This is a genomic window from Streptomyces sp. NPDC021224, assembly GCF_044332905.1.
Lineage (GTDB): Bacteria > Actinomycetota > Actinomycetes > Streptomycetales > Streptomycetaceae > Actinacidiphila.
This window is the reverse complement of the sequence record NZ_JBIRPW010000003.1, coordinates 720,230-746,501: the sequence shown is the minus strand read 5'-3', so window position 1 is coordinate 746,501 and position 26,272 is coordinate 720,230. Positions and strand designations below refer to the sequence as shown.

The 26,272-nt window shown below is 72.0% G+C and carries 25 protein-coding genes; 13 read left to right on the top strand and 12 right to left on the bottom strand.

The features are described 5' to 3' along the window. Positions 1 to 104 precede the first annotated feature (104 nt). The gene (locus ACH4PY_RS11710; RefSeq protein WP_398179246.1) at positions 105 to 1,328 is read left to right on the top strand and encodes a hypothetical protein; all 1,224 of its coding nucleotides are present in this window, start codon (positions 105 to 107) and stop codon (positions 1,326 to 1,328) included. A 738-nt stretch (positions 1,329 to 2,066) separates the two neighbouring features. Here the strand turns inward: ACH4PY_RS11710 and ACH4PY_RS11705 are convergent. Together ACH4PY_RS11705 and ACH4PY_RS11700 are read right to left on the bottom strand one after the other, a co-directional pair. Beyond that, a complete protein-coding gene (locus ACH4PY_RS11705; RefSeq protein WP_398179243.1) occupies positions 2,067 to 2,651 on the bottom strand; it encodes a dihydrofolate reductase family protein in 585 nt (194 codons plus the stop codon). Positions 2,652 to 2,799: 148 nt separating this feature from the next. Next, entirely contained in the window at positions 2,800 to 4,194 is a 1,395-nt protein-coding gene (locus tag ACH4PY_RS11700; RefSeq protein ID WP_398179369.1) for an MFS transporter, read from the bottom strand. A 241-nt stretch (positions 4,195 to 4,435) separates the two neighbouring features. Here ACH4PY_RS11700 and ACH4PY_RS11695 point away from each other — a divergent pair, with 241 nt between their 5' ends. After that, positions 4,436 to 5,002: a TetR/AcrR family transcriptional regulator gene (locus ACH4PY_RS11695; protein ID WP_398179240.1), complete on the top strand. Its 567-nt coding sequence runs from the start codon at positions 4,436 to 4,438 to the stop codon at positions 5,000 to 5,002. A gap of 133 nt (positions 5,003 to 5,135) precedes the next feature. Here the strand turns inward: ACH4PY_RS11695 and ACH4PY_RS11690 are convergent, their stop codons facing one another. After that, positions 5,136 to 6,719 carry an FAD-dependent monooxygenase gene (locus tag ACH4PY_RS11690; protein WP_398179237.1) on the bottom strand — a complete coding sequence of 528 codons (1,584 nt, stop codon included), beginning with the start codon at positions 6,717 to 6,719 and terminating at the stop codon, positions 5,136 to 5,138. A gap of 118 nt (positions 6,720 to 6,837) precedes the next feature. Here ACH4PY_RS11690 and ACH4PY_RS11685 point away from each other — a divergent pair, with 118 nt between their 5' ends. The 4 genes from ACH4PY_RS11685 (at position 6,838) to ACH4PY_RS11670 (ending at position 9,904) form a co-directional block, all read left to right on the top strand. Next, the gene (locus tag ACH4PY_RS11685; RefSeq protein WP_398179234.1) at positions 6,838 to 7,419 is read left to right on the top strand and encodes a TetR/AcrR family transcriptional regulator; all 582 of its coding nucleotides are present in this window, start codon (positions 6,838 to 6,840) and stop codon (positions 7,417 to 7,419) included. A 219-nt stretch (positions 7,420 to 7,638) separates the two neighbouring features. Further along, positions 7,639 to 7,929, top strand: coding sequence for an alpha/beta hydrolase (locus tag ACH4PY_RS11680; protein ID WP_398179231.1), 291 nt, complete (start codon positions 7,639 to 7,641; stop codon positions 7,927 to 7,929). 44 nt (positions 7,930 to 7,973) lie between these two features. Beyond that, entirely contained in the window at positions 7,974 to 8,435 is a 462-nt protein-coding gene (locus tag ACH4PY_RS11675; RefSeq protein WP_398179228.1) for a nuclear transport factor 2 family protein, read from the top strand. Further along, positions 8,435 to 9,904, top strand: a complete 1,470-nt coding sequence (locus ACH4PY_RS11670; protein WP_398179225.1) for an MFS transporter — start codon at positions 8,435 to 8,437, stop codon at positions 9,902 to 9,904. The genes ACH4PY_RS11675 and ACH4PY_RS11670 overlap by 1 nt, the downstream gene beginning before the upstream one ends. Here the strand turns inward: ACH4PY_RS11670 and ACH4PY_RS11665 are convergent. The 3 genes from ACH4PY_RS11665 to ACH4PY_RS11655 form a co-directional block, all read right to left on the bottom strand. Then, entirely contained in the window at positions 9,901 to 10,794 is an 894-nt protein-coding gene (locus ACH4PY_RS11665) for a LysR family transcriptional regulator (protein ID WP_398179222.1), read from the bottom strand. The two genes, ACH4PY_RS11670 and ACH4PY_RS11665, sit on opposite strands and share 4 nt — an antisense overlap. 112 nt (positions 10,795 to 10,906) lie before the next feature. Then, the gene (locus ACH4PY_RS11660) at positions 10,907 to 11,773 is read right to left on the bottom strand and encodes a PhzF family phenazine biosynthesis isomerase (protein ID WP_398179218.1); all 867 of its coding nucleotides are present in this window, start codon (positions 11,771 to 11,773) and stop codon (positions 10,907 to 10,909) included. Between the two features lie 346 nt (positions 11,774 to 12,119). Then, positions 12,120 to 13,889, bottom strand: a complete 1,770-nt coding sequence (locus ACH4PY_RS11655) for a RecQ family ATP-dependent DNA helicase (RefSeq protein WP_398179215.1) — start codon at positions 13,887 to 13,889, stop codon at positions 12,120 to 12,122. A gap of 579 nt (positions 13,890 to 14,468) precedes the next feature. On the opposite strand from ACH4PY_RS11655, the gene ACH4PY_RS11650 reads away from it, so the two are divergent. Further along, positions 14,469 to 14,684: a hypothetical protein gene (locus ACH4PY_RS11650; RefSeq protein WP_398179212.1), complete on the top strand. Its 216-nt coding sequence runs from the start codon at positions 14,469 to 14,471 to the stop codon at positions 14,682 to 14,684. A 23-nt stretch (positions 14,685 to 14,707) separates the two neighbouring features. Here ACH4PY_RS11650 and ACH4PY_RS11645 read toward each other — a convergent pair whose 3' ends face one another. Continuing rightward, positions 14,708 to 15,661, bottom strand: coding sequence for an aldo/keto reductase (locus ACH4PY_RS11645; RefSeq protein WP_398179210.1), 954 nt, complete (start codon positions 15,659 to 15,661; stop codon positions 14,708 to 14,710). 193 nt (positions 15,662 to 15,854) lie between these two features. Between ACH4PY_RS11645 and ACH4PY_RS11640 the strand changes: the two genes are divergently transcribed. After that, complete coding sequence (locus ACH4PY_RS11640; protein WP_398179207.1) at positions 15,855 to 16,736, top strand: helix-turn-helix transcriptional regulator; 882 nt, start codon at positions 15,855 to 15,857, stop codon at positions 16,734 to 16,736. Between the two features lie 460 nt (positions 16,737 to 17,196). On the opposite strand, the gene ACH4PY_RS11635 is transcribed toward ACH4PY_RS11640, so the two are convergent. Further along, positions 17,197 to 17,691: a hypothetical protein gene (locus ACH4PY_RS11635; RefSeq protein ID WP_398179204.1), complete on the bottom strand. Its 495-nt coding sequence runs from the start codon at positions 17,689 to 17,691 to the stop codon at positions 17,197 to 17,199. A gap of 361 nt (positions 17,692 to 18,052) precedes the next feature. Between ACH4PY_RS11635 and ACH4PY_RS11630 the strand changes: the two genes are divergently transcribed. Together ACH4PY_RS11630 and ACH4PY_RS11625 are read left to right on the top strand one after the other, a co-directional pair. Then, positions 18,053 to 18,373: a transposase gene (locus ACH4PY_RS11630; RefSeq protein ID WP_398179201.1), complete on the top strand. Its 321-nt coding sequence runs from the start codon at positions 18,053 to 18,055 to the stop codon at positions 18,371 to 18,373. Between the two features lie 58 nt (positions 18,374 to 18,431). Then, positions 18,432 to 18,626: a hypothetical protein gene (locus ACH4PY_RS11625; protein WP_398179198.1), complete on the top strand. Its 195-nt coding sequence runs from the start codon at positions 18,432 to 18,434 to the stop codon at positions 18,624 to 18,626. 630 nt (positions 18,627 to 19,256) lie between these two features. On the opposite strand, the gene ACH4PY_RS11620 is transcribed toward ACH4PY_RS11625, so the two are convergent. Continuing rightward, a complete protein-coding gene (locus ACH4PY_RS11620) occupies positions 19,257 to 19,880 on the bottom strand; it encodes a hypothetical protein (RefSeq protein WP_398179195.1) in 624 nt (207 codons plus the stop codon). Between the two features lie 254 nt (positions 19,881 to 20,134). Continuing rightward, complete coding sequence (locus tag ACH4PY_RS11615) at positions 20,135 to 20,848, bottom strand: universal stress protein (RefSeq protein WP_398179192.1); 714 nt, start codon at positions 20,846 to 20,848, stop codon at positions 20,135 to 20,137. Between the two features lie 201 nt (positions 20,849 to 21,049). On the opposite strand from ACH4PY_RS11615, the gene ACH4PY_RS11610 reads away from it, so the two are divergent. From ACH4PY_RS11610 to ACH4PY_RS11600, 3 genes are all read left to right on the top strand, one after another. Next, entirely contained in the window at positions 21,050 to 21,601 is a 552-nt protein-coding gene (locus ACH4PY_RS11610) for a hypothetical protein (RefSeq protein ID WP_398179189.1), read from the top strand. Positions 21,602 to 21,801: 200 nt separating this feature from the next. After that, a complete protein-coding gene (locus ACH4PY_RS11605; protein ID WP_398179186.1) occupies positions 21,802 to 22,527 on the top strand; it encodes a CBS domain-containing protein in 726 nt (241 codons plus the stop codon). A 143-nt stretch (positions 22,528 to 22,670) separates the two neighbouring features. Further along, the gene (locus ACH4PY_RS11600) at positions 22,671 to 23,372 is read left to right on the top strand and encodes a response regulator (RefSeq protein ID WP_398179183.1); all 702 of its coding nucleotides are present in this window, start codon (positions 22,671 to 22,673) and stop codon (positions 23,370 to 23,372) included. A gap of 49 nt (positions 23,373 to 23,421) precedes the next feature. Here ACH4PY_RS11600 and ACH4PY_RS11595 read toward each other — a convergent pair whose 3' ends face one another. Both ACH4PY_RS11595 and ACH4PY_RS11590 read right to left on the bottom strand, forming a co-directional pair. After that, positions 23,422 to 25,188, bottom strand: a complete 1,767-nt coding sequence (locus tag ACH4PY_RS11595; protein WP_398179180.1) for a GAF domain-containing protein — start codon at positions 25,186 to 25,188, stop codon at positions 23,422 to 23,424. Positions 25,189 to 25,347: 159 nt separating this feature from the next. After that, positions 25,348 to 26,259: an oxidoreductase gene (locus ACH4PY_RS11590; protein WP_398179177.1), complete on the bottom strand. Its 912-nt coding sequence runs from the start codon at positions 26,257 to 26,259 to the stop codon at positions 25,348 to 25,350. Between the last annotated feature and the right edge of the window lie 13 nt (positions 26,260 to 26,272).

Sequence of the window (26,272 nt, the reverse complement as noted above, 5' to 3'; positions counted from 1 at the left end):
ATCAACCGACAACACCAACTCGGCCTTCGGCCGACCCGTCCGTGCCACAGGCCAAGTCTACAGATATGAACGAAATTCCTGACTCAGAAGACTAGCATCGGGCGATGTGCCTCACGCCCTCTGCCACAGCAGCGCTCGCCTGCCTGCTGGCCTGCGCCCTCACCACGGCCTGCGGCGGGTCCTCCGACCGTGCCGACGCCGCGCCGTCGGCAGCCCCCAGGTCCGCGTCCGCCCCCACAGCACCTGCTTCCCCCGGTGCCGCCTCCTCGCAGCCGGCCACCGCGTCGAGCACCCACCGGCCCAAGCCGTCCGCGACGGTGAAACTGCCCGCGCCGGGCGCTCCCGCCGCGGGGAACCCGGACGGCCATGCGGCGGTCCCGGCCGCCGCGCGGGCGGTGGACACCTCGTCGCCGACCCGGACCGTGGGCGACGGGACCCCGGCGAGCTGCACCTCGGCCGCCGTCGTGGCCGCGGTCGCCGCGGGCGGCGTCATCACCTTCTCCTGCGGCCCTGACCCGTTGGTGATCACCATGAAGGCAACGGCCAAAGTGCGCAACGCCGCCGCCCGCGTCGTCCTTGACGGCGGCGGCAAGGTCACCCTCAGCGGCGCGGGCAGGCGGCGCATCCTCTCCATGGACACCTGCGACCAGGCGCAGGGCTGGACCACCTCGCACTGCCAGGACCAAGCCACGCCGCAGCTCGTCGTGCAGAACCTGACCTTCGCGGACGGCAACTCCACCGGCGAGACCGCCGAGGGCGGGGGCGGCGGCGCGATCTTCGTCCGCGGCGGTCGCTTCAAGGCGGTGAACGACCGCTTCGTCCGCAACCGCTGCGACCGCACCGGCCCCGACCTCGGCGGGGCGGCGATTCGCGTCCTCGACCAGTACCACGGCCTGCCCGTCTACATCACCGGCAGCACCTTCGGCGGGGCGCCCGGCCTGGGCGGCAGCTGTTCCAACGGCGGTGCGCTGAGCAGTATCGGGGTGTCATGGGTGGTGCTCAACAGCGTCATCAGCTACAACTCCGCGGTGGGCAAAGGGGCCAACCCTGCCCGTGGCGGCACGCCCGGGGGCGGCAGCGGCGGCGGCGTCTACACCGACGGCGACACGTACACGGTCACCGTCGAGGGCTCGCTGATCGCGCACAACGACGCCGTGGAGGGCGGCGGGGCGTTCTTCTTCGTCAGCAACGACCACACCGGCACCCTGGCCCTGCACAGCAGCGAGCTGCGCTCCAACGCCAGCCACGGCTTCGCCACCGCTGGATACCCCGGCGTCTTCTTCATCGGCGCGGGCAAGCCGCAGGTCTCCGGCAGCACGCTTCGGTAGGGCACGTCCCCCTCGGCACCAGTTCGCCGGGCCCCGACAGGTCATCCGCCAAGGTCACGGCCTTGCTCACCGGTCAGCGGCTCCCCCGCCCTCGCACGGACGTCGTCATCCCCTCTGGGCGCAGAGGGGATGACGCCTGGCCTACCCCGTCGGGACCACCGCCTGACGTTCCTGCGAGCAGCCGCGGGGTGGCCAGGTATCCGCCCAGCTCGTCGTCCCCGCCCGGGCGTCCTCAGTTGAGGGGCAGCGACCGCCGGGACGCAGGAGGAACGCCGTCGGTCGTCGTGCACGCGCAGCGTCAGCAGGGCTGTGAGAGGGTGCGGGGTGCCTTGTCATCTGCGGTTCTTCTTCGAGTACGGCCTCGACACCCCTTTGTGGCCAGGCCCGTCCGGCGATCCTCATCTCATCGACAGTCCTTACGGATACCCCTGTGAGCTGAACAGGCTGCCGATCTCTCGGAGCACGCAGAACGAACTGGCAAGACTGGCCGAGTGGTACCAGTCGTCGCCCGACTGGGAGTACCCACCGGACCCGTCTCCGATGGTTCGGCCGGTCCGGGAATCGACGCCGGAAGGGGGCGATCAGGACGACGGCACGGTCGAGAGGATCCCTGACGCGCTGCGGGTCGAGATACGGCAGGCCGCAGGGCGGAACGCCGAGCCGTCGGCGGGGCTGCCGGCCGGAGCGTCCCGGGATGCGCTACCGGGAGCGGCCGATCGGTGAGCCGTAGCAGCTGCTTCAGTCGGAGATGTAGGTGAGGATCACCACTCCGCCGGCCAGGACGGTGTGGTCGCGTACGGCGAAGCGGCGGCGCAAGGCCTGGTTCCGGCCGGTGAACAGCGGGATGCCGGTACCGGAGGCGACGGGGTTGACCTTGACGACGATCTCGTCGATCTCCTCGAACAGTTCGCCTGCCAGTGCGGCGCCTCCGACGAGCCAGAGGCCGCGGCCAGGCTCGGCTTTGAGCTTGCGCACCGTTGCGGCGGGGTCGTCGGCAACCACTTCCACACCTGGGTCGGGGCTGTCGGCCAGGGTGCGGGAGAACACCAGGTGCCGCAGGTGCGCGTAGGCGTTGGTGATGCCGGCGTCCAGGCCGAGCTGGTAGGAGCGGCGGCCCTCCAGCACGGTGTCGAACCGGGTGCCGGGATCGGTGACGCCGAAGGCCTGGCGGGCGCCGGTGGGCAACGTTTCGGGATAGTTGGCGATGGCGTGGTCCAGGTAGTCCTGGCCGACGTCGAAGAGCGTGCCGGTGGGATCGGCGCCGCCGGGTTCGGCGATATGGCCGTCCAGGGTGGCCGCCACGAGGTAGGTCAGAGTACGCATACGGTTGTTTCCTCGGTTTCGTAAGTGGTGCAGGATCCGCCCGGCAGACCGCGCGGTCGTCTCACGTCTGAGCCCCCGCCGCGCGGATGGTTGGTGCGGGACGATGACCATCCATCGGGACGTATGCGGTCCACGGTCGGTGTTGCCGTCAACAGCTATTCGCGGACGCCCTGTTCGAGGTGGTGACCACCGCATCCGGCTCGGTGGAACGGTGTGGCGCCGTCGAGCCCTCCGCGGGCTGCGACTTCGTCAGCCACAGGCCGGTGAGCACGGCGGCGCCCACGGTGATGGCGCCGGCCGCGATGAAGGCGCTGTTGAGGCCGGCCTCGAACGAGGCGCCGCCGGACTGCCGGCTGCGGACGACGGCTCCGAGCACCGCCACACCGATCACCGCGCCGATCTGGCGGGTGGTGCTGCTGATCCCCGAAGCCAGGCCACCCTCCTGCGAGCTGACGGCTTGGATGGCGGCTCCCGTCAGAGGGGACAGGGTCAGGGCGAAGCCCGTGCCGACCAGGGCCAGGCGCCACCACACGTTCGTGTAGCCCGTGTGGGCGTGCACCGTGCCGAGCGCCAGCAGCCCCACGCCGGCCAGGGCCAGGCCGGCGGTGACCACGCTTCGGAAGCCGTACCGGACGGCGAGCCGGCCCGCGATCGGGCTGACGACCACCATCGTCAGCGAGGTGGGGAGCGTCTTGAGGCCGGCGCTCAGGATCGAGTTGCCCTGAACGTAGACGAAGAACTGGGAGAAGAAGAACGACGAGCCCATCAGCGCGAACCCCACCACGACCATGGCGGCGTTGGACACGGTGAACAGTCGCTCGCGGAACAGCCGCAGCGGCATCATCGGCGCGGGGCGGCGCGCTTCGACGGCGACGAAGCCGGCGAGGAGGATCGCCGCGGCGGCGAAGCTGCCCAGGATGACCGGCGAGGTCCAGCCGCGCGCGCCGCCTTCGATCAGCCCGTAGGTCAGCGTCCCCACAGCCAGCACGGACAGCACGGTGCCCGGGACGTCGATCGTGGGGGCGTTCGGATTGCGGGACTCGCCCAGGTGGCGCAGTCCGACCAGCAGGAGGATCGCCCCGATGGGCAGGTTGACCAGGAAGATGGCGGGCCAGCCGAAGGCGTCGGTCAGCACACCGCCGGCCACGGGGCCCGCGGCCAGGCCGATTCCGCTGAACCCGGCCCACAGCCCGATCGCCTTGACGCGCTCCTGCGCCACCGGGTACGCGGCGGCGAGCAGGGCCAGCGACGCGGGCGCCAGTGCCGCGGCTCCGATGCCCTGCAGCGCTCGGCCGGCAATCAGCCAACCGGTCGACGGGGCGAGGCTGCACAGCGCCGACGCGACGGTGAACACGACGGCCCCGGTCAGGTACACCCGCTTGCGACCGAACCGGTCGGCGAAGATGCCGCCGGACAGCAGGAGCATCGCGACCAGCAGCACGTACGCGTCGACGATCCACTGAAGGCCGGTCAGCTGGGTGTGCAGCCGGTGCTGCATGTCGGGCAGCGCCGCTCCGACGATCGTGCTGTCGAGCAGCACCATGAACTGGCCCAGGCAGGTCACCGTGAGCAGCACGCCCCGGTTCGATCGACCGCCTGCGGCCACATGCGATGCGGTCACGCGGGTTCTCCTTCGTTGGTGGTTGCGCTCAGTCGCTGCGCCCTGCCGCGGTCGACGCGGTGGCGATGCAGCCGAGCACGCTAACGCAGTCAGCGACTGCATTAGATGACTGTAGGGAGGGCCAACTGCAAACGCAAGCCCTGACTGCGTTAAGGTGGCGGGCATGAGCGAGCAACAGCGAGCCCGGCGGCCCGGCGGGCGCAGCGCCCGCGTCGGCGCGCAGGTGCACCAGGCCGTGACCGACCTGATCAATGAGCGTGGCTACGGCAATTTCAGCGTCGGCGAGGTCGCGGTCCGCGCGGGCGTGGCCGACAGCAGCATCTACCGCCGGTGGGGCGATCTGGAGACCCTGCTCAGCGATGTGGCCCTCACCCGCCTCAACGCGCAGTCGCCGATGCCCGACACCGGGAGCCTGAGCGGTGACCTGCGCATCTATGCGGCCCAGGTGGCCCGCGAGATCACCGGACCGGACGGCCTGCTGCTCGTACGCCTCGCCGTCGCCCTGTCGAACGGCGGTCAGCCGGGCAAGCGGGCGGCTGACGCCCTCCGCGCCGAACGCACCCGGCAGTTGCAGGCCATGCTTGATCGCGCGGGCGAACGCGGCGAGCAAGCACCCGACGCTCTCGACGTGCTGGACCACGTCCTGGCCCCGATGTACATCCGCGTCCTGTTCGACGTGAGCCCGCTCACCCCGGACTACATCGACCAGCTGGTCAACCGGCTGCTGTGACCTCCAGGTCGGTGGTGGTGGACTCGGAGGCGCTCAGAAGCCGTGCCAGGAGCGCGGTGAGGGTATCCACTCCGGCCCGTAGCGGTACAGCACGTCGGGGTCGCCGGGGGGTACGTGCACGGCGGGGTCCTCTTCATGCGCGGGCGGTCGCTACGGGGTCGGTGGCCGGCCGGCGGTGCGGTCCCTCGTCGGCCCGCGGGCGTCCGAACCAGGTGGCGAGGGCCTGCCGCAGCGCGGGCAGGAGGGTGTCGGACGGTGCGCCGACGGGCGCGGCCCAGGCGATATGGGCGTCGGGCCGGATCAGGACGGCGTCAGCCGGCCGGTCCTGGGTGCCCGCGGTGTGGACGTCAACACGGTGTCCCCACCCTGCCGCGGCCTCGCGGAGGTCCGGGCGGTCCGCGAGGTCGAGGAACACCGGGCGTGCGGGGTGCATGAGTTCCGCGACGCTGGTGGCGCCCCGGCCGGTGTCCAGGACGAGATCGGGTGCGAAAGCACCGGTCAGGGGGTGCTCGTTGCTGCCGGGCATCGGGTGGCGGATGTCGGTTCCGGCGACCATGGCTCCGATCCGGCGCAGAGGCGCCTCGTCGCCGAGCAGTTCCTGGAAGACCTCGCGGAGCGCTTCTGCGGCGGGGTCGTGTCCGCGCCGCAACGCCGCCTGGGCGCGGGTGTGCAGTCCCGTCCGCGCCGCGCTTGCGTGGCGTTCGCTGTGATACGTGTCCAACAGGCCGGGTGGTGCCCAGCCGTGAACCTCGGCGGCCAGCTTCCACGCGAGGTTGACCGCGTCGAGCATGCCGACGTTGAGCGCGACCCCGGTGGCAGGGAACTGGTGGGCCGCGTCGCCTGCCAGCAGGACGCGTCCTTCGCGGTAGCGAGTGGCCTGCCGGTCCTGGAACTGGTAACGCGACAGGCGAAGCGGCTCACCCAGCGGCAAGCTCACGCCGAGAACCCGCCGAATGCTGTCCTGAAGCTCGGTCAGCGACATCGGTGTGTTGTCGTCGTAGCCGGTGTCCTCGTCCTCGGTGGTGGAGACCATCAGCACCTCGGAGGTGAGCCAACCCAGCCCGAGCACACCGCGGTCGGTCCGCGTGAAGCCCGCGGGCAGTCTTCCGAACCCCGGCACCTGGAGGCCGCCGTCGCCGGACCGCTCGGCCCCCTCCCCCAGCGTGACCTGGCCTAGCCGGTTGATCTCGGGACAGGTGGCCCCGGGAAAGGGGATGCCCGCCATGTCACGCACACGGCTGCGCGAACCGTCGCAGCCGACCAGGTACCGGGCGCTCACCCGGTACGGGCCGTCCGTGCAACGGACGTCCACGAGGACACCGTTCTGCCCCTGGCCGACCCCGACCACCTCGTGACCGCGACGGACCCGGGCGCCGAGTCGTTCCGCGCGTTCTTCGAGCAGACGCTCAAGACGCGGCTGCGGTATCTGCACAGCGCGCATGGGCGGATCAGCCAGCCCGCTGAGATCCAGGTGCACGTTCCCGAAGGGGAACCGGGGAGCGGGGTGAGGGTCGGTGGCGGCCGCATGGAGGCCGGACGTCATGCCCCGGTAGTGCAGCAGGTCCAGGATCCTGCCACTCAGGCCGTTCGCCCGCGGTGTCTCGCGAAGCCGCTGCTGCCTTTCCAGGAGCAGGGGACGCACGCCCGCGGCGCGCAGTTCGTTGGCCAACATCAGGCCTGTCGGCCCGGCGCCCACAATGATCACGTCCGTGTCCATACCCCACTCCTTCTAGAGGCACGGCACGTGCCGTGCCGTGCCGTGTGTGTCCCACAGCGTGCGGGGGATCATGCGCTCCTGTCAAGCACGGCACGTGCCGTGCCGCTATCCTGGGAGCATGACCAACGCCCGTCGTCGCGGTGGCGCCGACCTGACCGAATCCATCAAGCGAACCGCGCTGGAACTGGGCCAGGAACTCGGCTACGCCAAACTCAGCATCGAAGCGATCGCCGCCAGGGCCGGCGTCGGCAAGCACACCATCTACCGTCGCTGGCCCTCCAAAGGCGCCCTGCTCCTCGACGCGCTGCTGTCGCTCGGCGAGTCGGCCCTGGACTACCCCGACACGGGCGATGTCGTCGCCGACCTGCGAAAGCAGATCTACGAGGCCGTCGACCTCCTGGCCGGTGAGCCGCTCAGCCCCCTGTTCCAGACCCTGGTCGGCGAGGCCCAGCACGACCGCGGTGTCGCGGCCGCGCTCAACGAGCGCTTCATCGCCCCCCAGGCGGCCAAGACCGTCGCCCGCCTCGAAGCGGCACGAGACCAGGGCCAGCTGTCCCCCGACTTCGACCTGGACCTCGCGATGGCGATCCTCTCCGGACCCCTGTACTTCCGTCTCCTGATCACCCAGGAGCCACTCACCCACGCTTACGTCGACCGGATTCTCGACGCCCTCTTCGCCGGGATGCGACCACGACCGTGAGGTGAACCGTTCACCGGCGCCCCCGGGGGCGGGCGTGGGACGAGGACCAGGTTTAGCCCTCCTCAACCTGCTTTTAGCAGGTGGGCGTTGTTCCGGGCCGCGCAGGATGCGAGCGTGGTGATCTCTCCCGCGGCCCGGCCTTCGAAGGAGTCCTCCCATGCCCGTATGCGAACAGGTGAGCCTTGCCGCTGAGGCGGGCAAGCTCGCCGGCCGGTCTTTTTGCCCGACGGCGACGGCGACGAAACCGCTCCCCTGGCAGGCGCCCTCGTCGCCGGGACCTGGACCTCCGTCAAGGAACAGAGGGCCGACCGCTACGCGGAGGAACTCGCCCGGCGCGGCTTCGCGGCGTTGTCCTTCGACTTCACCGGGTACGGCGAGTCGGACGGTGCGCCACGCGCCTACGAGTCACCGGAGGTGAAGATCCGCGACCTGCGGGCGGCGGCGGACTTCCTGACCGCCCGCCCGGCCGTCGCAACCGCGGCCGCCGAGCACTTCGCCCGCACGCTGTGAACACCCCAACCCCTCCGTCACCACCGCTTCCAGGAGGTCGTCTCTTGCCTGAGCCCGTCACGACTGTCGAGTCCAAGTACGCCATCGCCGAGACCTGCACCCGGATGGCCGTGCACGCCGACCGCGGCGAATGGCGGCAACTGCGCGCGCTGTTCGCCGACAAGGTTCTGCTCGACTACACAAGCCTGGCCGGCGGTGAACCGGTCTGGGTGGGCCCGCAGGAGATCACCGACGCCTGGGCACGCACGCTCGGCGGATTCGACACCACCCAGCATCTCGTCACCAACCATCTCGTCGACCTCGACGGCGACCGTGCCGTGTGCACCGCCTCCTTCCAGGCCACCCACCGTCTGGCCGCCGCACATGGCGCGCCCTTGTGGACGCTGGGAGGCGAGTACCGCTGGGAGCTGGTCCGGACCGGTGACCGCTGGCTGATCGACGCGGTGGTGATGACCGCGACCTGGAGCGACGGCAACCGGGCGCTGCCCACGCAGGCGGCCGGCTGATGCCGGCCCTGGCCACGACGTCGTCCGGAGCGCCGCCCGGCACGGCCCGCGGTGGCTCTCCCCTCGTCCTCGGCGCGGCCCTGCTGGGCTTCTTCCTCATCTCCCTGGACGCGCTCATCGTCACGGTCGCGCTGCCCGACATAGGCCGGAGCCTGGACGTCGGCATGTCAGGGCTGCAGTGGGTGGTGGACGGCTACACGCTGATGTTCGCGGCCCTGATGCTCTCCGCGGGCGCGCTGTCCGACCGGATCGGCGCCACGAGGGCGTTCGGCGGCGGGCTCGTGCTGTTCGCCCTGGCCTCAGCTGCGTGCGGGCTGGCTCCCGGGCTCGGGGTGCTGGTCGTGGCCCGGCTGCTCCAGGGAGCGGCGGCCGCGGTGATGATGCCGGCTTCCCTGGCCATGGTCCGGCAGGGTTTCCCCGACCAGGGCGAGCGAGCGCGAGCGATCGCGATCTGGACCGTGGGCGGTGCCGTCGCGGTGGCGGCCGGGCCGGTGGTCGGCGGGGCACTGACCGCCTCGGTCGGATGGCGGTGGATCTTCTTCGTCAACCTGCCGGCCAGTGTTCTGGCCCTGGCCCTGACAACCCGGGTCCCGGCGTCGCCCCGGCTTCCGGCCCGCCTCGACGGCGTCGGCCAGGTGACGGCGGTGCTGACGATGGGGGGGCTGACGTACGGCGTGATCGAAGGCGGCTCCGAGGGCTTCGGGCATCCGGCCGTGGTCCTGTCGCTGCTGGTGGCCGCGGTCGCGGCGGCCGGCTTCCTCGCCGCACAGGCCAGGGGCGCCCATCCGATGCTGCCGCTGCCGCTGTTCCGGACCCGGGTGGTGGCGGTGTCCCTGGTGGTGGGTTTCATGCTGAACGCCGCCTATTACGGTGGGGTGTTCAACTTCAGCCTGTACCTCCAGCAGGAACGCGGGGAGTCTGCCCTGCGCGCGGGCGTGATGTTCATCCCGATGACCGCGCTGGTCGCCGTGGTGAACCTGGCCTCGGCGCGACTGGCCGCCCGGCACGGCCCACGGGTGCCGCTGGTGGCCGGCCAGCTCGTCTCCGCAGTCGGCCTGTCGGCCTTGCTCACCATCGGTGCGCACACCGATGTGTGGGCGGTTGCGGCGCTGATGGTGCCGGTCGGCCTCGGCGGCGCGCTCGCGGTACCGGCGCTGACCGCGATGCTTCTCGACGCCGTGCCCGCGGACCGGGCGGGCACCGCCGGAGCCGTGCTCAACACCGCCCGTCAGGTCGGCGGCGCGGTCGCGGTCGCGGTGTTCGGGGCGCTGCTGGCCGGCGCGGAGTCGTTTCTGACCGGGATGCGCTGGAGCGTGCTGCTCGCGGCGGCCGGTCTGCTGGCCACCACGGCGGCAACGCTGACACTGCGCAAGGACCGCGTTCCAACCGACAAGCCGGGAGCCGGGACGAGCACCGGCCCGGACGGCGCGGGCAGAGCTGCCCGCTCCTCCCGTGGAATCTCCGGCTAGGCGCTGGTCTGGGCGAGGTCGAGGACGGTCTGGACGAGTGCCCGCAGCCCGGCCGAGCGGTCCTCGTCCCGCCACATCAGCGCGTACGCGACCGGATCCGCGTCCTCGAACGGCACGTAAGCGATGTCAGGCCGGACGTAGTACCTCCCGGCCCTGACCGCGGCCACCGTGGCCCCCTTTCCGGCGCCGACCAGCGACAGCACCCCCTGCCAGCCGCCGGCTGTGGGACCGCGCGCGATGTGCCGGCCCAGCGGTGTGCGCTGCGGGAAGAACTCCTCGCTCCAGGCCGGCGATATCCCCGCGGTGGTCACCAACGGCAGCAGTGCGAGATCCTCCAGCGTCACCGTCTCCCGCTGGGCCAGGGGGTGGCGGGCGGGCACCACGAGTGCACGGGGCTCGCAGAACACCACAGGACCCACGACCACGTCCGGTTCCTGAACGGGCGGCTCAGCGATCAGCAGATCGACCTGCTTCGCCCGCAGTGCCGCGATGGCGGTGTCGTTGTAGGACACGTCCAGCAGTTCGACCGTGCAGTGAGGGTACCGGGCGGAGAAAAGGTCTCCTGCCCGCACGACAATCTCACCGGACCACGCAGCGGTGAAGCCGACACGCAGGACACCACGGACGTCCGCGCAGGCGCCCTGAGCATCGGCGACCGCTCGCTGCATCTGCCGGTACGCGGGCAGCAGATCGTCGCGGAACTGCCGACCGACCTGAGTCAGGGCAACGTGCCGGCTGCTGCGCTCGAACAGTGCGCCGCCGATGCGCCGTTCCAGCGCCTTGACCGTCTGGCTGACCCTGCCGGGAGAGACCTGCAACCGCTCGGCGGTCCGTGCGAAATGCAGCTCCTCGGCCAGCGCGAGGAAGGTCTCGATCTCGTACCGTTCCACCGAGCCCCCGTCCGCAACCGCACAGCATACTGCCATCCGCCCCGTCCTCCGCGGCTGTCAAGGCTCCTCCAAGCGGCCAGGGGGCCAAGCGGCGTCGCCCGGCGCTCTCGGACTAGGCACCCGTGATCACCACGGCCTGGCCGCTCACGCGGACGCGTGGGTCCGTGGCGGAGGCCTCGACCCGAAGCAGGCTGGGGCGGCCGAGGTCTTCGCCCTGGTGGATGGTGAAGGCGCCGGAGGGCGGGAGGGCTGCGAGGGTGCGCAGGTAGCCGCCGAAGGCGGCGGCCGCGGCACCGGTTGCCGGGTCCTCGACGACACCGCCGATCGGGAAGGGGTCACGGGCGTGGAAGACCTCCGGCCTCTCACGCCAGACCAGCTGGAGCGTGGTCCAGCCGTGGCGGTGCATGATCGCGGCCAGGGCGTCGAAGTCGTAGTCGAGGTCCGCCAGGCGCTCGCGGGTGGCCACGGCCAGGACCAGGTGCTCGTTGCCGCCGAAGGCCACGTGCGGCGGGAGCGCCGGGTCGAGGTCGCCGGGCGACCAGCGCAGAGCCGCAAGCGAGGTGCTCACCTCCTCGCCGGTCGCCGGCCGGGAGCGGGTGGGGACGCTGGTGAGCGTCGCCGTCACAGCACCCGCCGGGTCCGCGGTGGTGTCCAGGGCGATCTCCCCGACCGGTGTGTCGAAGACGAGCGGGCCGGGGCCGTGGCGTTCGGCCAGCGCCACCGCGGTGGCGACGGTCGCGTGCCCGCAGAAGGCGACCTCGGCCAGCGGGCTGAAGTACCGCAGCCGGAACCGCCGTGCCCCGTGGTCCGCGGCGGTGACGAACGCGGTCTCCGAGTAGCCGACTTCGGCAGCGGTCGCGAGCATGGCGGCATCGTCCAGCGCGGCCGCGTCGAGGACGACACCGGCCGGGTTCCCACCGGCAGGATCGGTCGTGAAAGCGGTGTAGCGCAGGATGTCGGGGCGTGTCTGCAGGTTCATGCCCCTACCGTGACAGCACCCAGACATCCCCACAAACGATCGTTGCTGATCCAAGACATCGGCTCACCCGATGGCAAAAGGCTAGGGTGCAGGAACTGATTGCCCTCAAGTTCGAGCCGGTCCTGGAGGCGGTGCGGCCTGCCCAGGCCTGGGCGGGCAGGCCGCGCAAACGACCGGACCGGGTCCGGGCCGTTGCCACCAGTACGACAAACTCGCCGTTCGCCCCAGCATCTCGGCGGCAGCTTCGACGGCCGTCCACCAGCCGGTTGCCGGAAACCGGGCCCCCGTGCGGCAGGCGCGGCTTCGCGGACGGGTCCGGCGGTGGCGGAGGGTGTGGCGGAGGCAGTCAGCGGGCCTGCTCGGGCAGCACCGCGAGCAGCTGCTTGTGCGTCACCACATCGAGCGACAGGGTGCGGTAGCCGACCGACGCGAAGAGGACGGTCAGCCTTCCCTCGCCCTCGCTCATCACCTCGCCCTCGCCCCACCGCTCGTGGTGCACGCGGACACCGGGACGGTACGGATGGGCGTCCGCGGCGGGTTGCTGCGACGCCGCGCCCGCGTGGCGCGCACCCCGGCGGAGCCGGCCGCCCTGCGCGGGCACCCCGGCGCGGCCGGACCGCGGCTCCCGCCCCGCGGGTACCTCCCGGCCTTCGCCCGGCAGCGGTTCCGCGGGCCGCCCCGCGCAGACGTCGCAGGCCCCGCAGGGCGTCGGGACGGTCTCCCCGAAGTAGCCGAGCAGGAAGGCGCGGCGGCAGCCGGGGGTCTCCGCGTAGCCGCGCATCATCTCGACCCGGGACTCTTCCAGCCGGCGGTGCGCGGTGTCCGCGGCGAGCGCGCCGGCGACGGCCGCGTCGACGGCGCCTTCGGCGTCCTGCCCCGTCCAGCGGCTGCCCGTGCGCCCGGTGTGCACCGCCCCCGCCTCCTCCAGCAGGTTGAGCACGGCCGACAGCCGGGTGGCGCTCAGGCCGCACGCGGCACGCAGTTTCGTCGCGCCGACCGGCCCGCCGGCCTCCCGCAACCGCTCGGCCACCCGCTGCAGCACGTCGGCGTCCGGCGCCCCGGCGGCGAAGAACCGCTGGAGGCCGAGGTCCTGCGGACGGTACGCCAGGATCGCCCGGGCGGGAGCCCCGTCGCGGCCGGCCCGCCCGATCTCCTGGTAGTAGGCGTCCAGCGACCCCGGCACGGCGGCGTGCAGGACGAAGCGCACGTCGGGCTTGTCGATGCCCATCCCGAAGGCGGACGTGGCGACGACCACGTCCACGTCGCCGGCGAGGAAGCGGTCCTGGACGTCGCCGCGCTCGCGGGCCGGCAGCCCCGCGTGGTAACTCCTGGCCGACAGGCCGAGCTCCGCCAGGTCGGCGGCGACGGAGTCGGCCTGCCTGCGCGTCGCGGCGTAGACGATGCCGGGCTTGGGCTCCCCCGCCGCCCGCTCCACGGTGAAGCGGTCCCTGGCCGCCTTGTCCTGGAAGGACGCCACCTCCAGGGCGATGTTCGGCCGGTCGAAGCCGGCCACGATCTCCACCGGGCTGCGCATGCCGAGCCGTTCGGCGATGTCCCGGCGCACCGGGGCCGCGGCGCTCGCGGTCAGCGCCAGCACCGGCGGATTACCGAGGCTCTCCCGGGCCTGGCGCAGCCGCAGGTAGTCCGGGCGGAAGTCGTGGCCCCAGGAGGTGACGCAGTGCGCCTCGTCGACGACGAGCAGCCGGGGCCGTACCGCGGCCAGCCGTGCGATCACCTCCGGCTTGGCCAGTTGCTCGGGCGCCAGGAAGACCACGTCCACGCGGGAGGCACTGATCCGGTCCCACACGCTCTCGGTGTCGCCGCGCCGCTGCGCGGAGTTGACCGCGGCAGCACGCAGCGCGCCGGAGGCGAGCAGGCCCTGCATCTGGTCCCGCTGGAGGGCGATGAGCGGGGAGACCACCACGACGGGCCCGCCCAGCAGCGCCGCCGGCACCTGGTAGACGGCCGACTTGCCCGCGCCGGTCGGCATCACGGCAAGCACGTCGCGGCCTTTCATCACCTCCTTCATCGCCGTGAGCTGCGCCGGACGCAGCCGCTCCCAGCCGAAGACCCGGCGGGCGGTGCTGCGCAGCCTGCGTGACGCCAACAGGAACATACTTCTCCTCGGGACCGGAACGGCGGTGTGCCGAGCGGCTACCCCGGCTCCGCCGGACCACCCGCCAAACCGCCGCCCAGGGGGCAGGCCGATCAGGTCCAGTGGGTGTGTGAAGGGCGTGTACGAGACGTCGCCGTAGCCCAGCGGCAATGGTGTGATGGCCGGCAGCCCGCAAGGTGCTGATCGCGAAGCTTCGGAGGGTGGCCATGTTCTCCGGTCCGTGGCCGGTGCGGTGATGCCGCAGGCACCGGCCGGTCGGCGACGGTGTAGACGGTCTCGCGGGTGGTCTTGCCGGTCCTGATGCCGGTGCGGTGCCGTTGGATTTTCGCCGCCTGCGCCACGTGCGGGAAGTCCAGGCCAGGGCCCGTGACGGTGGGCGCGCGCACCGAGCGGGTCTCTCTCGTCGCCCGTGCCCGGAATCGCGCTCGTAGCGCCGCCCGGTCACCTCCTTCCATGGCAGGGAACGCAACACATCGTGCAGCGTCGGCTGGTTCTGCTTGACCACGAACACGTAGTGCGCCTTCCTCTCCTCCACCAGCCATCTGGCGTGTTCGCGGTGGGTGTGCAGGACATGCCACCGTGCCCGTCACCTACGTCCTCGTCCCGCAAGGCGCCACCGCGAAAACCCTCGTCACCGAGTTCGCCCGCTACCTTGGCAGCCCCACCCCCACCCGCACGACCCGGACCCAGACCACCGACCCGTCTGCCACACCTACGCCGCCGCAGGTGTCCAACTGGTCCTCATCGACCAGATCCACCGCCTCAACCCCGCACCGCCACCGCAGCCACACCTAGGGCCTGTGCCAGGTTCGGATCATTCACATCGCCTGCTCCCACCAGCCGCGCGTGTCCACGCCTGTCGCGTCCGCCAGCGCCTCCAGCTCCGCGATATCGGCGTCGGCGAGCTCGATGCCGCGGGCCCGTACCAGCCCGTCGACGTGGGCCGGCTTCGTGACCCCGACGATCGGGGTGGTCCCCTTGGCGAGTGCCCACGCGGTGGCGACCTCGGCGGTGGAGGCACCGCGGTCCTCTCCGATAGCCCCCATCCGGTCGGCCAGCGCCCGCAGCCGGGGCAGGATCTCGTTGTACGCGGCCGCCCGGTTGCTGCCCTCGGGCAGAGGGTCCGCCGGGCTGTACCGGCCGGTCAGCGCTCCCTGCTCCAGGACCATGTAGGCGAAGAACGGAACGCCGTGCTCGCGGCAGTAGTCGAGCACGCCCGCGCGCTCGGGGCCGCGGTACAGCAGGCTGAAGTGGTTCTGGACCGCCTCCACCCGGAAGCCGGCCTCGCCGAGGATCTGGTCGGCGAGGGCGATCTCCTTCACGTTGTGGTTGGAGACGCCGGCGTGCCTGACCTTGCCACTGCGCAGCAGCGGGATCAGTGACGGCGTCCACCGCTCCACGTCGGCGGGATTGTGTATCCAGTAGACGTCCACGTAGTCCGTGCCCATCCGGTCGAGGCTCTGCGCCAGCATGTCCGCGACGGGATCGTCGCCGTCGCCCGCGAGCTGCGGGGTGAACTTCGTCGACAGCTGGTACTTGCCGCGGTCCAGGCCCGTCAGCGCCCGGGACAGGACCGTCTCCGAGCGGCCCATGCCGTACGCCACGGCGGTGTCCCACAGGGTGAACCCGCTGGACTGCGCCGTCTCGACGACCTCGCGCAGACCGGACTCGCTCAGCCGGCTGCCGAAGTAGCCGTCGCCCGCCTCTCCGCTGTCGCCCCAGGCCCAGGTGCCCAGCGCCACCGCGGGCACAGTCAGCGCGTTGCTCGTCATCTCTTACCTCCGGTGCTTGTTCCTGCGACCGTGTCGGAACGGGTGCCGGTCCGCGTGTTGGAAGGCGTGTCGTCGCGCTGTCCGGCCGGTCGACCTCCAGGAGACCGCGATCGCCGCCGCAGGAGAAGGTCGCGTTTGCGGGGGTACAAGCTCGACCCCCTTGCCGTCGTGACCGGCGCCTACCATGAGTGGCATGGAGCGATCCCCCGGGAAGCGCGGCGAGATCCGGGATTTCCTCGCGAGCCGGCGCGCCAGGATCACACCGGCGCAGGTCGGGCTGCCGAGCGGCACGCGTCGCCGGGTCCCCGGGCTGCGGCGTGAGGAGGTCGCCGTCCTCGCGGGTGTGAGCACCGAGTGGTACACGCGGCTGGAGAAGGGTCACATCGGCGGCGTGTCCGAGGACGTTCTCGACGCGGTCGCCCGCGCCCTGCGGTTGGACGAGGACGAGCGCACCTACCTGTTCGACCTGGCCCGGTCGTCGCGGCAGGAGAGCCGTACGCCCTCGCGCCGCAGGGACGTCGAGATCCCGCCCCGGGTGCGCTGGCTGCTCGACTCCATGACGGCGTCCTCAGCCTTCGTGCGCAACGGCCGCACGGACATCGTCGCCGGCAACGCGCTGGCCGGCGCCCTGTTCGCGCCGATGTTCGACAGCGCCACGGTGGACAGGCGCGAGCGGCCCAACATCGCCCGCTTCACCTTCCTCGACCCCGGCGCACACGACTTCTACGTCGACTGGGACGCCGCCTGCGCCGCGACGGCCGCGCTACTGCGCGCGGAGGTCGGACGCGAGCCCCGGGACCGGGCGCTGCGCGAACTCGTCGGCGAACTGTCCACCCGCAGCGCCGAGTTCCGAAGCCGCTGGGCCGCGCACGACGTCCTGATCCGCCACGACGGCGTCAAACGCCTCCGGCACCCCGAGGTCGGCCACGTCGAGCTGACCTTCCAGTCCCTCGACCTCCCCCTGCCGGGCCGCGCCGTGCACGACCTGATCATCTACACGGCGGAGCCCGGCACGGCGTCCGAAGACCGCCTCAAACTTCTGGCCGGCTGGTCCGCCACCTCGTCCCCCCGCTGAGCTCACCCCAACACGCAACCACCCGCACCGGCCACCAGTCACCAATTGGCGACAACCAACCGCGACCGTACGGGAACGCGAAGGGCGGGCCGCACCCGCGGCCCGCCCCTGCTGTTCGCCCATCTCCTGCATCTCGACTTCGTACCCGCCCTGCTCGACGGCGGGCGCCTCGACCTCCTGCTGCACCACAGGCTCGTACCGCCTGGGGCCTGTTCCAGGTTCAGATCATGAGTTTCGGGATTTGCCGGTGCAGGGCGGCTGGGCCTGGCAATAACAAGATCAAGGACTGGCGGGGCCCGGCCACCCGCTACGACAAGACCGCCACCAGCTACCTCGCCGGACTCCACCTATGCAAAGCCATCATCTGGATCCGCAGCCTCCGACCAACATGATCCGAACCTGGCACAGGCTCTAGAGGCCGGTCCGTTGGTGGGGGTACGCGGCGGGCCGAGCCCGAACCTCAGGCGGTCGGGAGCGGGTGGTGGACTTCGAAGCCCTCGCCGCCGTAGAGCGAGTCGTACGTCACCCGTAGGGTGAGCCGCGTGGTGAGGAGCTGCCACAGATCGCGATGGCGGGCGGGGTCGTATGCGGTGACGTACATCAGGAAACGCTCCGTGCCTGCCGGGATCACGTGGTGCCCCGGGTTGATGGCGAGGGCGTGCGGCCATTCGGCGAGGCCGCCACGGAGACCATCGACGACCGAGCGGGTCCAGCCGCCCAATGCGACGCCGTCGAGCGCCACGGCGGTCCCGGTGACGACGGCGGGTCCGAGGCCGTAGTTGCACAACCGCAGGCCCGTCGTGCCGCCCTGGCGACGCTGTGTCCAGAGTTCGAGGGCGGGTGCCACCGAGTGCCGATTGTGGCGCCGCGTGGTGCGGGCCTCGCTGATCGAGACCACGAACGACGCGCTCGCTATGGCCGTGGCGGCGACGGCCGTGACGGTGCTGGCATCCATGCCGGGCTCCCTCCCATGAGGAAGGAGGCCTGCAGGGCCGCCGCCGGTTCCGGCGGCGGCCTCAGCACCCGGCCTCGGGGCCGCCTGCGGGCCGTCCGAGGCCGGCCAGCGCCGACCGACAATGCCCAACGCCGGCCACCGCCACGCAGGTCAGCGAAGCGCGGAACACCGGAAGCCCAGCTCGCCGGGAGCGCTCATCAGTGCCGGTGGGTCTGGGGCACGAGCGGGTGACGTCCGGATTGGCCTGCCCTGTGGGGCGGGTGGGAAAGATGTCGCTGTGCCCGAGCCTTGTCCGGAAGAGTTCCGCCAGGATGCGGCGCGGGTCGCGAGGAACCGCGGGCCGGGCGTGACGGTCGGGCAGGTGGCTGCCGACTTCGGAGTGCACGCGATGACGCTGTCCGAGTGGATGCGCCGGGCGGACATCGACGAGGGGACAAAGCACGGAACGACCGGCCAGGAGAGCGTGGAGCTGCGGGAGGCACGTCGGCGCGTCAAGCTGCTGGAGCAGGAGAACGAGGTCCTGCGCCGGGCCGCGGCCTATGGCGGACCGGGCAGCATGGCGGCTCTGCCGGGACAACCACGGGGGGAGCGTATTCGGCAAGAAGCGCGGCCGGGTCAAGAAGTCCGGCCCGCCCGTGCACGACGACCTCCCACGACCACACCGGCCCTCCAGGCCGCGTGACCGAACCTGTCACCCAACCCTGCACCAGACCCCCGGTGTCGGCTTGGAGGACCTCCTGGTGAGCCTCGCCGACAAGATCTGGAAGAACAAGCGCGTCTCAGACCTGGAGGACCTCCTCGTTGCCCGGCTGGCCGAAGAAACCGGCCGAGCGGCATGGGAGGAGTTCATCGCACTCGACGAAGTCCTCTCCCGCATCGGCGATGACGCCGACGGTCGCCTGGCGTTCCAGGGATCCTTCCCCATCCGCTCCTGAAAGAAGGGGGCAGCGCACCGTGACGATCAGTCCCGACGGCTCCAGCCAGACGCCCGGCATCCCGCCGAGGCCGCCGCGGTGTCCCTCGTCGTCGGCAACCTCCCCGCCGGGCTCGGCCCGGCCGTCGCCCACGAGCAGACCGGCCGCTGACGCGGACAGGACGAGCTCTATGGCATCCGGCGCCATGACGGGAGCCGCGAGCGGCACCGTCGACCTGCGTCAGCCCGGAATCACGGCTGCGCTGCTCCGTCATGAGTCACATCGCGTTAGCTTGACTCTGTCGGGAATCCTGGAGTTTTTCGGCGCAGCATCATGGTCAACGGGCAAGCTCAGGCTGTTCCGTAGGTCGATGCCGTCGTCGAGGTGTCCGTTGTCGTTCCGTCCCCGCCCCGGTGAGCAGGTTCCTTCTGTGACAGCAACCTGCGCCCCCTTGACCCCCGGCCGGCTACGGGCTGGCGGTGGGAGACCCTGGATTCCTCGCACTTCGGGGGTTGCCGTCCCTCCGCAGGAAGCGGCCTCATCAGGCTTCTGGGTCCTACCGACCTGTCGACAGGTCTCACCGTGACGGAGGGTGAAGCGAAACGGTGCACCGCCGTTGGGCGGTGCACCGTGGATCGGAACTCGGTGCCGTTACCGGAGCCAGGTGTTGCGGCGGATGACGGGGAGCTGTTCCCACAGCCGGCCGAGTCCCCAGGTGGTGCCTGCCGCGGTGAGGGCGAAGAGGATCATCGCGAGGGCGTAGACGACGTGGTAGTCCACGATCGGGTTGGACGACATACTCGGGGCGCCGCCGGTCAGGTGCTGGGCGGGCGGCCATTCGGCGGCCCACATCATGGCCATCAGCACGGTGCCGGCGGCGGCTGTGACGCGCAGTGCGATGCCGGTGGTGAGGGCCACGCCGATGCCGAGCAGGGCGAGCATGAAGAGGGTGTCGGTCCAGCCCTTGCCGGCGATGTCGTGGAAGAAGGACTGGAGCGGTCCGGCGGAGACGCCGGTCAGGAAGCCCTTGGTGGGCGAGCCGCCGTCGATCCAGCCCTTGCCGGAGCCGGTGGCGTAGTGCCAGCCGAAGGTCTTGTCGAGGAACGCCCACAGGAAGATGAAGCCGGTCGCGATGCGCACGGTGGCGAGCGACCGTGCGGCCACGGTGGAGCCAGCGGTGGTGGTCGCCGCGTCGCTCAGGCTGCTGGCGGACGCCCTGCTCCAGGTGGGCAGGTGGAAGCCGGTGCGGTGGGGGGTGTGGTCGTGGGCGGCCATGGTGACTCCCTGGTCGGTGGGTTGCTGTTCGGTACGGCATTACTGTCCTGCGCGCGGGGGCGCGGGCGCTGGGGGCCCACGGCCCGAGCCGCGGGGCCGAACGGCCCTGCTGCCGGGGCTGGTTGGGCTCGGGCTGCTGCTCCTCGGTGGCGGGCCCGCACACTGCGGGGCCCGCCGGGCGTGCCTGGCGGGCCCCGCAGGACGTGGGAGGGCGGCGCGGTCGTCAGGGCCACCGGTCCCTCGCTCCCTGGCTCCTACCCGCGCGCCCGGCCCCCTCCGGCGGGGGCCGGGACGATCGCCACCGGACAGTGCGCACGGCGCAGCAACGCGACGGCGACCGGGTCCGGTTCGGGGCCGGACCTGCCGCGCGACGGGTGGGTGCCGACCACGACCATCTCCGCCTCCGCGGTCGCCGCGATCAGCGCGACGTCGAGCGGAGCCCGCCGGTGGGTCCGGGCGCGTACGACGTCCAGTCGCGCGCCGCGCAGTTGCGCCTCCTCGAAGGCGAACAGCGCCGCGTCCGCGTCGGCGTCGCCCTCCAGTTCGAGCAGCAGAGTGCCGGCGCGGTGCCGTCGCGAGACCGGCCGGGTGTCCGCACCACGCACGACGAGCAGTGGCCCGGAGGTCCGTGCTGCCAGCCGCCGGCTCACCGAGTGCAGTAACAGCCCTGCGATGCCGCTGACGTCGCGGCTGCCGACGACGGTGAGGGCGGCGCCGCCGCCCCGCTCGGCGAGTACGTCGGCCGGATCGCCGACGGCCGAGACTGTGGTCACGGGGGTCCCGGGGTGACGCCGGGCCACCCGTGCCGCCGCGGCCCGCAGAACCGGGCCGGTTTCGTCCGGATCGTCGGCGCAGGTGACCACTTCGAGTCCGGCGGTACGCAGCCGCGCCTCGGCGGCTGCCACGTCCAGGGCAGCGAAGGACGCCACCGACCCGTCGATCCCGACGAGCACACGTGGCGGACTCATGGCTGCTCCCTTCACCCACCGGTTTCCGAACCGATCCTGGGGCTCCCTTCCGGGTGGCGGCAGGGCCGTTCCGCACGGCGTTCACGGCCCGATCCGCCCTCCCGGAAGGGCCGTTCGCCTCTCCGCGGCCGCGGGTCCCACCCGGGATGGTGAAAGCGGCGGGCGGCTGTCCGCCCCGGAGCCGAAAGGGAGGGACCGATCATGAAGCGCAGCACGGTGCTCTGGCGGTTTCGGCGCAACCCGCTGCGCGGCCGTTCGTACCTGGTGGAGGGCTGGGCTCTCCTCGCGCTCGGCGCGGCCGCCGTGGTCGGCGCCGCCCTGACGGGTCTGTGCGTCGCCAGGGACGCGGAGGTGCGGTACGCGCACCAGCGGCACGACCGGTGTCCCGTGACGGCGGTGCTGACCGAGGACACCGACGCGACCTACGGGACCCCGTCATGGACCCGGGTGCGCTGGGCTCTGCCCGGAGGAGAGTCCCGTACGGGTCTGGTGCGGGTGAGCGCCGGGCTCGGCCGCGGCGAGCGGACCACGATCTGGCTGGACGGCCACGGCAGGCCGGCCGCCGAGCCGCTCTCCCCGTCGGCGGCCCGGCTCCGTGCGGCCATGACGGGCTCGGCCGCGGGGGTCGGGATCTGTGGGGGCGCCCTGGTCGGCGGCGGGATCGCGGCCGCCTCCCACGCGCGCCGCCGCCTCGGCCGCTGGGAAACCGAATGGGCCCGGGTCGGCCCCACATGGAACCACCGCAACGCCTGAGCAGCCGCCCCACCCGCGGCTTCGGCGGCACGAGCCGCCGCACCCGTCCGATCCGGGCGGCGCCGGGTGACGGCCCGGCCTGCGGACGGGCCGTGCACCGCACCGACCGGACGGCCCGCCGCCCACCCGGAGTTCCACTCCACCACCTGCCCTCGCCGTCCGCGCCGAGCGCTCGGTCCGCATCTCACAGGAGGCACATCATGAAGCACCGCAAGGTAGGAAACGTCATGACGAGCGACGTCGTCCGGGTCGCGGAGGGGACCTCGTTCAAACAGGTCGCGAGCTTGCTGGCGTGGCATCGGATCAGTGGGCTTCCCGTCGTCGACGACGACGAGAAGGTCGTCGGTGTCGTCTCGGAATCCGACCTGGCGGCCCGCCGGACCCGGGACCGCGCGGCCACGTCGTGGCGCCGGCGGCTCCGGGGCCCGGGGTCCCGGCGCATGGCGGCCGAGGCCGAGGTCGAGGCGCTGACGGCCGGCCGGCTGATGTCCACCCCGCCGGTGACCGTCCACGCGGACGACTCGATCGCCTTCTCCGCCCGCACCATGGCCGAGCACGGGGTCGAGCGCCTTCCTGTCCTCGACGAGGAGGAGCGCCTGGTCGGAATCGTCACCAGGCGCGACCTGCTCCAGGTCTTCCTCCGCCCCGACACCGACATCCGCGAGGAGGTCGTCAAGGAGGTGGTGGTCAACACCCTGTGGCTGACCCCGCCGGCAGTGGACGTGCGGGTCGAGGACGGTGTGGTGACGCTGGAAGGCGAGTTGGAACGCCGGAGCGAGGTGTCCGTCGCGGGCAGCGCGACCGCGCGGATCGACGGCGTCGTCGCCGTCGACAACCGCCTCACCGGCCGGCTCGACGACTCCGCACCGCGCGCGGGCTCCTCGTCCGCGCACGGCGTCGCCGGCGAACGGTCGCACAACCTCTGAGCCCGGCGGCCCCCGCTGCGGGTCCTGGGGTCCGAGCGGCCTGTGGGCGGGTCCGTTCGGCCCTGGTGCCGGACGGACCCGCGCGCGATGATCGGAGGCCCAGCGCGGCACGGGGCCGGGCGGGCGGCAGGTGAGGGATGGTCATGAGTGAGGTGCCGCGGTTCTCGGCGGAGTCCCCGATCCGGGTCTTCCTGGTCGACGACCACGAGGTGGTGCGCCGCGGCGTCCACGACCTGCTGGACGCGGAGTCCGACATCGAGGTGATCGGCGAGGCCGACTCGGCGGGCCACGCCCTGGCCCGGGGTCCCGCGTTGCGTCCGGACGTCGCCGTGCTCGACATCCGCCTGCCCGACGGCGACGGCATCTCGGTGTGCCGGGAGCTGCGTTCGGCGATGCCCTCGCTCGCGTGCCTGATGCTGACGTCGTTCGACGACGACGACGCCCTGCTCGATGCGATCATGGCGGGTGCCGCGGGTTACGTACTGAAGCAGATCAAGGGTTCGGATCTGGTCTCGGCGGTACGGACGGTCGCGTCGGGCCAGTCGCTGCTCGACCCGGCCACCACGGCCCGCCTGATGAGCAGTCTGCGGGACGAGCACTCCGGCGCGGACTCCGAACCGGACGCGCTCGCGGCCCTCTCCCCGCGGGAGCGCGAGATCCTGACGCTCATCGGCGACGGCCTGACCAACCGCCAGATCGGTAAGCAGCTGTACCTGTCGGAGAAGACCGTGAAGAACAACGTCTCGCGGCTGCTGGCGAAGCTCGGTGTGGAACGCAGGGTGCAGGCCGCCGTCATCGCGTCGAACAGCGCGCCGCCGTCCGAGTCCGGAACCGGCCGGCGCTGACCACGGGGCCGGCCAGCCTGCGGCCCGGGAGCCCCGGCGCCCGCCCCGGTCACGTCCCCGCGGGGCCGTACCGTCCCGCCGCCGGCGTACCCGACATGCCCTGGCCCGGCACCTGCGCGGGTGGGAGCGGCACTCGCCAGGCCAGTTGGGTGCCGCCTTCCGGGCGGGCGGCCGCGGTCATGTCGCCGCCCAGGTTCCGGGCGCGTTCGGCGAGGTTGCGCAGGCCGCTGCGGTGGCCCTGCTCGGGCAGGCCGACGCCGTTGTCCGTCACGGTCACGGCAAGCCTGCCGGAGGAGACGATCAGCGAGACCTCGACCGCCGAGGCGCCTGCATGGCGTGCGGCGTTGGACAGGGCTTCCTCCAGTACCGCGACCACGTCCTCGGCCACGGTCTGCGGCACGTCGGTGTCGATCAGGCCTTCCATCCGCAGGGACGGCGTGAAGCCGAGGGTGCCGGCCGCCGACTCCACGGCGGTGACGGCGCGTGCGCGCAGGCTCAGCCGCTTGCGGTCCGCCTCCTTGGCCCGGAGGCCGAAGATGGTCGAGCGGATGATCTTGATGGTCTCGTCGAGGTCGTCCACCGCCCGCATGATGCGCTCGTTCGCCTCCGGGTGGTCGACGAAGCGCAGGGAGCTCTGCAGCGTCATCCCGGTGGCGAAGAGGCGCTGGATGGCGAGATCGTGGAGGTCGCGGGCGATGCGGTCGCGGTCCTTCAGCAGCGCGACCTGCTCGGCGCTCCTCCGGCGCTCGGCCAGCTCCATGGCGAGGGCGGCCTGCCCGGCGAAGGCTGCCAGCGGGGCGATCTCGTCCTCGGTGAACGGCGGGGCCTGCTCGGCGCGGGCCAGCAGCAGCACACCGCGCGCCCGTTCCTCGGCCAGCATCGGCACGGCCACCACCGGCCCGAGCCCCTGCCAGCGCGGGGGCCCCACCGTGACCCGGGGGTCCTTGCGGATCTCGCCGGTGGAGATGGACCCCCCTGCGGCCAGCGCGGCCCCCATGAAGGAGCCCCGCGCGGGCAGCACCAGGCCGCGGTGGTCGTCGGCGGCCACCCCGACCGCGATGACCACCTGCAGGTCCGTGCTCTCCCCCACGGGCAGGGCGATCACACCGAGGTCGGCGTGCAGGATGCGGCCGGCCAGTTCGACGATGCCCCGCAGCACGGCCTGCTCGTCGGACCCCGACAGCAGGTCGCCCACGATCTGCGCGTTGGCCTCCAGCCACTGCTGCCGGTCGCGGGCGGCGGTGTAGAGGCGGGCGTTCTCGATGGCCACGCCGGCGGCCACCGCGAGCGTGCGCAGGACGGTCTCGTCCTCGCCGTCGAACTGGGCGCCGCCGCGTTTCTCGGTGAGGTAGATGTTCCCGAACACCTCGTCACGCACGCGTATGGGCACGCCGAGGAAGGAGTGCATCGGCGGGTGGCCGGACGGGAACCCGTACGAGGCGGGGTGGTCGGAGATCTCCGTCAGCCGCAGCGGCTCCGGATGCCGGATCAGCTCGCCGAGAATGCCGTGGCCGGACGGCAGCGGGCCGATGGCCTGCGCCTGCTCGTCCGAGATGCCGCTGGTGAGGAACTGCGAGAGCCGGTTCCCCTCGATGACGCCGAGAGCGCCGTACCGCGCGTCGACCAGTGTCACCGCGGCCTCCACGATCCGCCGCAGCACCTGGGCGAGGTCCAGCTCGCCGCCCACCGACAGCACCGCCTCCAGCAGGCTGTGCACCCGGTCACGGGTGCCGCGCACCGCGTCGATGCGGACCTGCAGCTCCTCCAGCAGCTCGTCCAACCGGAGCTGCGGTAGCGCGCCTGCCTCTTCGCCCACCAGGTCCTCCGCTCGCAAAAGGCCAGTGCGCTCGAAACGGCCGTGGCCCCGGTCACCGTAATAGGTCCCCGCACGGCAGCGGAAGCGGGACCGTACGGCAACCCGGAGGTGCGCGACGTCGTCCGGGCCGGCCACCGCCCGGGAGTTCGCGAGTCCTCCTCACACGGCCTCCTGCTGGAGAAGGGCGTCCAGGGCGGTGAGCTGGTCCTCCGACAGGTGCAGGGAGCCGACGGCGACGTTCTGGGCAAGGTGGTCGAGGTCGCCGGTGCCGGGGATGGCCAGGACGTGCGCGCCCTGGTGCAGGGTCCACGCCAGCCGGATCTGGGCTGTGGTCGCACCCAGGGCGCGCGCGACGGCGTGCACCTCCGGACTGTGGTCGGTGGTCAAGCCGGCGGTGCGTCCGGTGCCGGCGATCGCGTAGAACGGCACGAACGCGATGCCCTGCTCACCGCAGATGCGCAGCAGCTCCCTCTGCTCGGCTGATGCGCCGAGGCCGTACACGTTCTGGACGCAGACCACCGGTGCGATGGTCCGGGCCTCGGCGAGGTGGTGCGGGCGGACGTTGGACAGGCCGAGGTGGCGGACGAGTCCGGCCTCGCGCAGTTCCGCGAGCGCGCCCCAGCGTTCGGCGATGGAATCGTCGCCGACGATGCGAAGGTTCACCACGTCGAGGTGGTCGCGGCCGAGCTGGCGCAGGTTCTCCTCGACCTGGCCGCGCAGTTGGTCCGGCGTGGCGTGCGGCAGCCACCGGCCGGAGGGATCGCGGCCGGGGCCGACCTTGGTGGTGATGACGAGATCGTCCGGGTAAGGGCTCAGTGCCTGGTTGATCAGCTCGTTGGCCGAGCGCAGCGCCGAGAAGTAGAACGCAGCGGTATCGATGTGGTTCACTCCGAGTTCGACCGCGCGGCGCAGCACGCTAATCGCCTGCTCACGGTCGCGTGGGACACAATCGGCCGCGAATGCCTCGCCGTGCTGCGTCAAACGCATCGTGCCGAAACCGATTCGGTTGACCGTCATGTCGCCGAGCATCCAGGTACCCGATGCCGCCGCGGTGATCGTCTGTGAGGTCATGGCGGGATGATCC

Excerpts from the sequence above, each read along its gene's own strand:
- ACH4PY_RS11640 (WP_398179207.1), top strand. The coding sequence starts at position 15,855 with ATGGAGCGATCCCCCGGGAAGCGCGGCGAGATCCGGGATTTCCTCGCG.
- ACH4PY_RS11620 (WP_398179195.1), bottom strand. The coding sequence starts at position 19,880 with ATGGCCGCCCACGACCACACCCCCCACCGCACCGGCTTCCACCTGCCC.
- ACH4PY_RS11705 (WP_398179243.1), bottom strand. The coding sequence starts at position 2,651 with ATGCGTACTCTGACCTACCTCGTGGCGGCCACCCTGGACGGCCATATC.
- ACH4PY_RS11610 (WP_398179189.1), top strand. The coding sequence starts at position 21,050 with ATGAAGCGCAGCACGGTGCTCTGGCGGTTTCGGCGCAACCCGCTGCGC.
- ACH4PY_RS11635 (WP_398179204.1), bottom strand. The coding sequence starts at position 17,691 with ATGGATGCCAGCACCGTCACGGCCGTCGCCGCCACGGCCATAGCGAGC.
- ACH4PY_RS11700 (WP_398179369.1), bottom strand. The coding sequence starts at position 4,194 with ATGGTGCTGCTCGACAGCACGATCGTCGGAGCGGCGCTGCCCGACATG.
- ACH4PY_RS11645 (WP_398179210.1), bottom strand. The coding sequence starts at position 15,661 with ATGACGAGCAACGCGCTGACTGTGCCCGCGGTGGCGCTGGGCACCTGG.
- ACH4PY_RS11615 (WP_398179192.1), bottom strand. The coding sequence starts at position 20,848 with ATGAGTCCGCCACGTGTGCTCGTCGGGATCGACGGGTCGGTGGCGTCC.
- ACH4PY_RS11660 (WP_398179218.1), bottom strand. The coding sequence starts at position 11,773 with ATGAACCTGCAGACACGCCCCGACATCCTGCGCTACACCGCTTTCACG.
- ACH4PY_RS11600 (WP_398179183.1), top strand. The coding sequence starts at position 22,671 with ATGAGTGAGGTGCCGCGGTTCTCGGCGGAGTCCCCGATCCGGGTCTTC.
- ACH4PY_RS11690 (WP_398179237.1), bottom strand. The coding sequence starts at position 6,719 with ATGGACACGGACGTGATCATTGTGGGCGCCGGGCCGACAGGCCTGATG.
- ACH4PY_RS11655 (WP_398179215.1), bottom strand. The coding sequence starts at position 13,889 with ATGTTCCTGTTGGCGTCACGCAGGCTGCGCAGCACCGCCCGCCGGGTC.
- ACH4PY_RS11685 (WP_398179234.1), top strand. The coding sequence starts at position 6,838 with ATGACCAACGCCCGTCGTCGCGGTGGCGCCGACCTGACCGAATCCATC.
- ACH4PY_RS11590 (WP_398179177.1), bottom strand. The coding sequence starts at position 26,259 with ATGACCTCACAGACGATCACCGCGGCGGCATCGGGTACCTGGATGCTC.
- ACH4PY_RS11605 (WP_398179186.1), top strand. The coding sequence starts at position 21,802 with ATGAAGCACCGCAAGGTAGGAAACGTCATGACGAGCGACGTCGTCCGG.
- ACH4PY_RS11670 (WP_398179225.1), top strand. The coding sequence starts at position 8,435 with ATGCCGGCCCTGGCCACGACGTCGTCCGGAGCGCCGCCCGGCACGGCC.
- ACH4PY_RS11695 (WP_398179240.1), top strand. The coding sequence starts at position 4,436 with ATGAGCGAGCAACAGCGAGCCCGGCGGCCCGGCGGGCGCAGCGCCCGC.
- ACH4PY_RS11710 (WP_398179246.1), top strand. The coding sequence starts at position 105 with ATGTGCCTCACGCCCTCTGCCACAGCAGCGCTCGCCTGCCTGCTGGCC.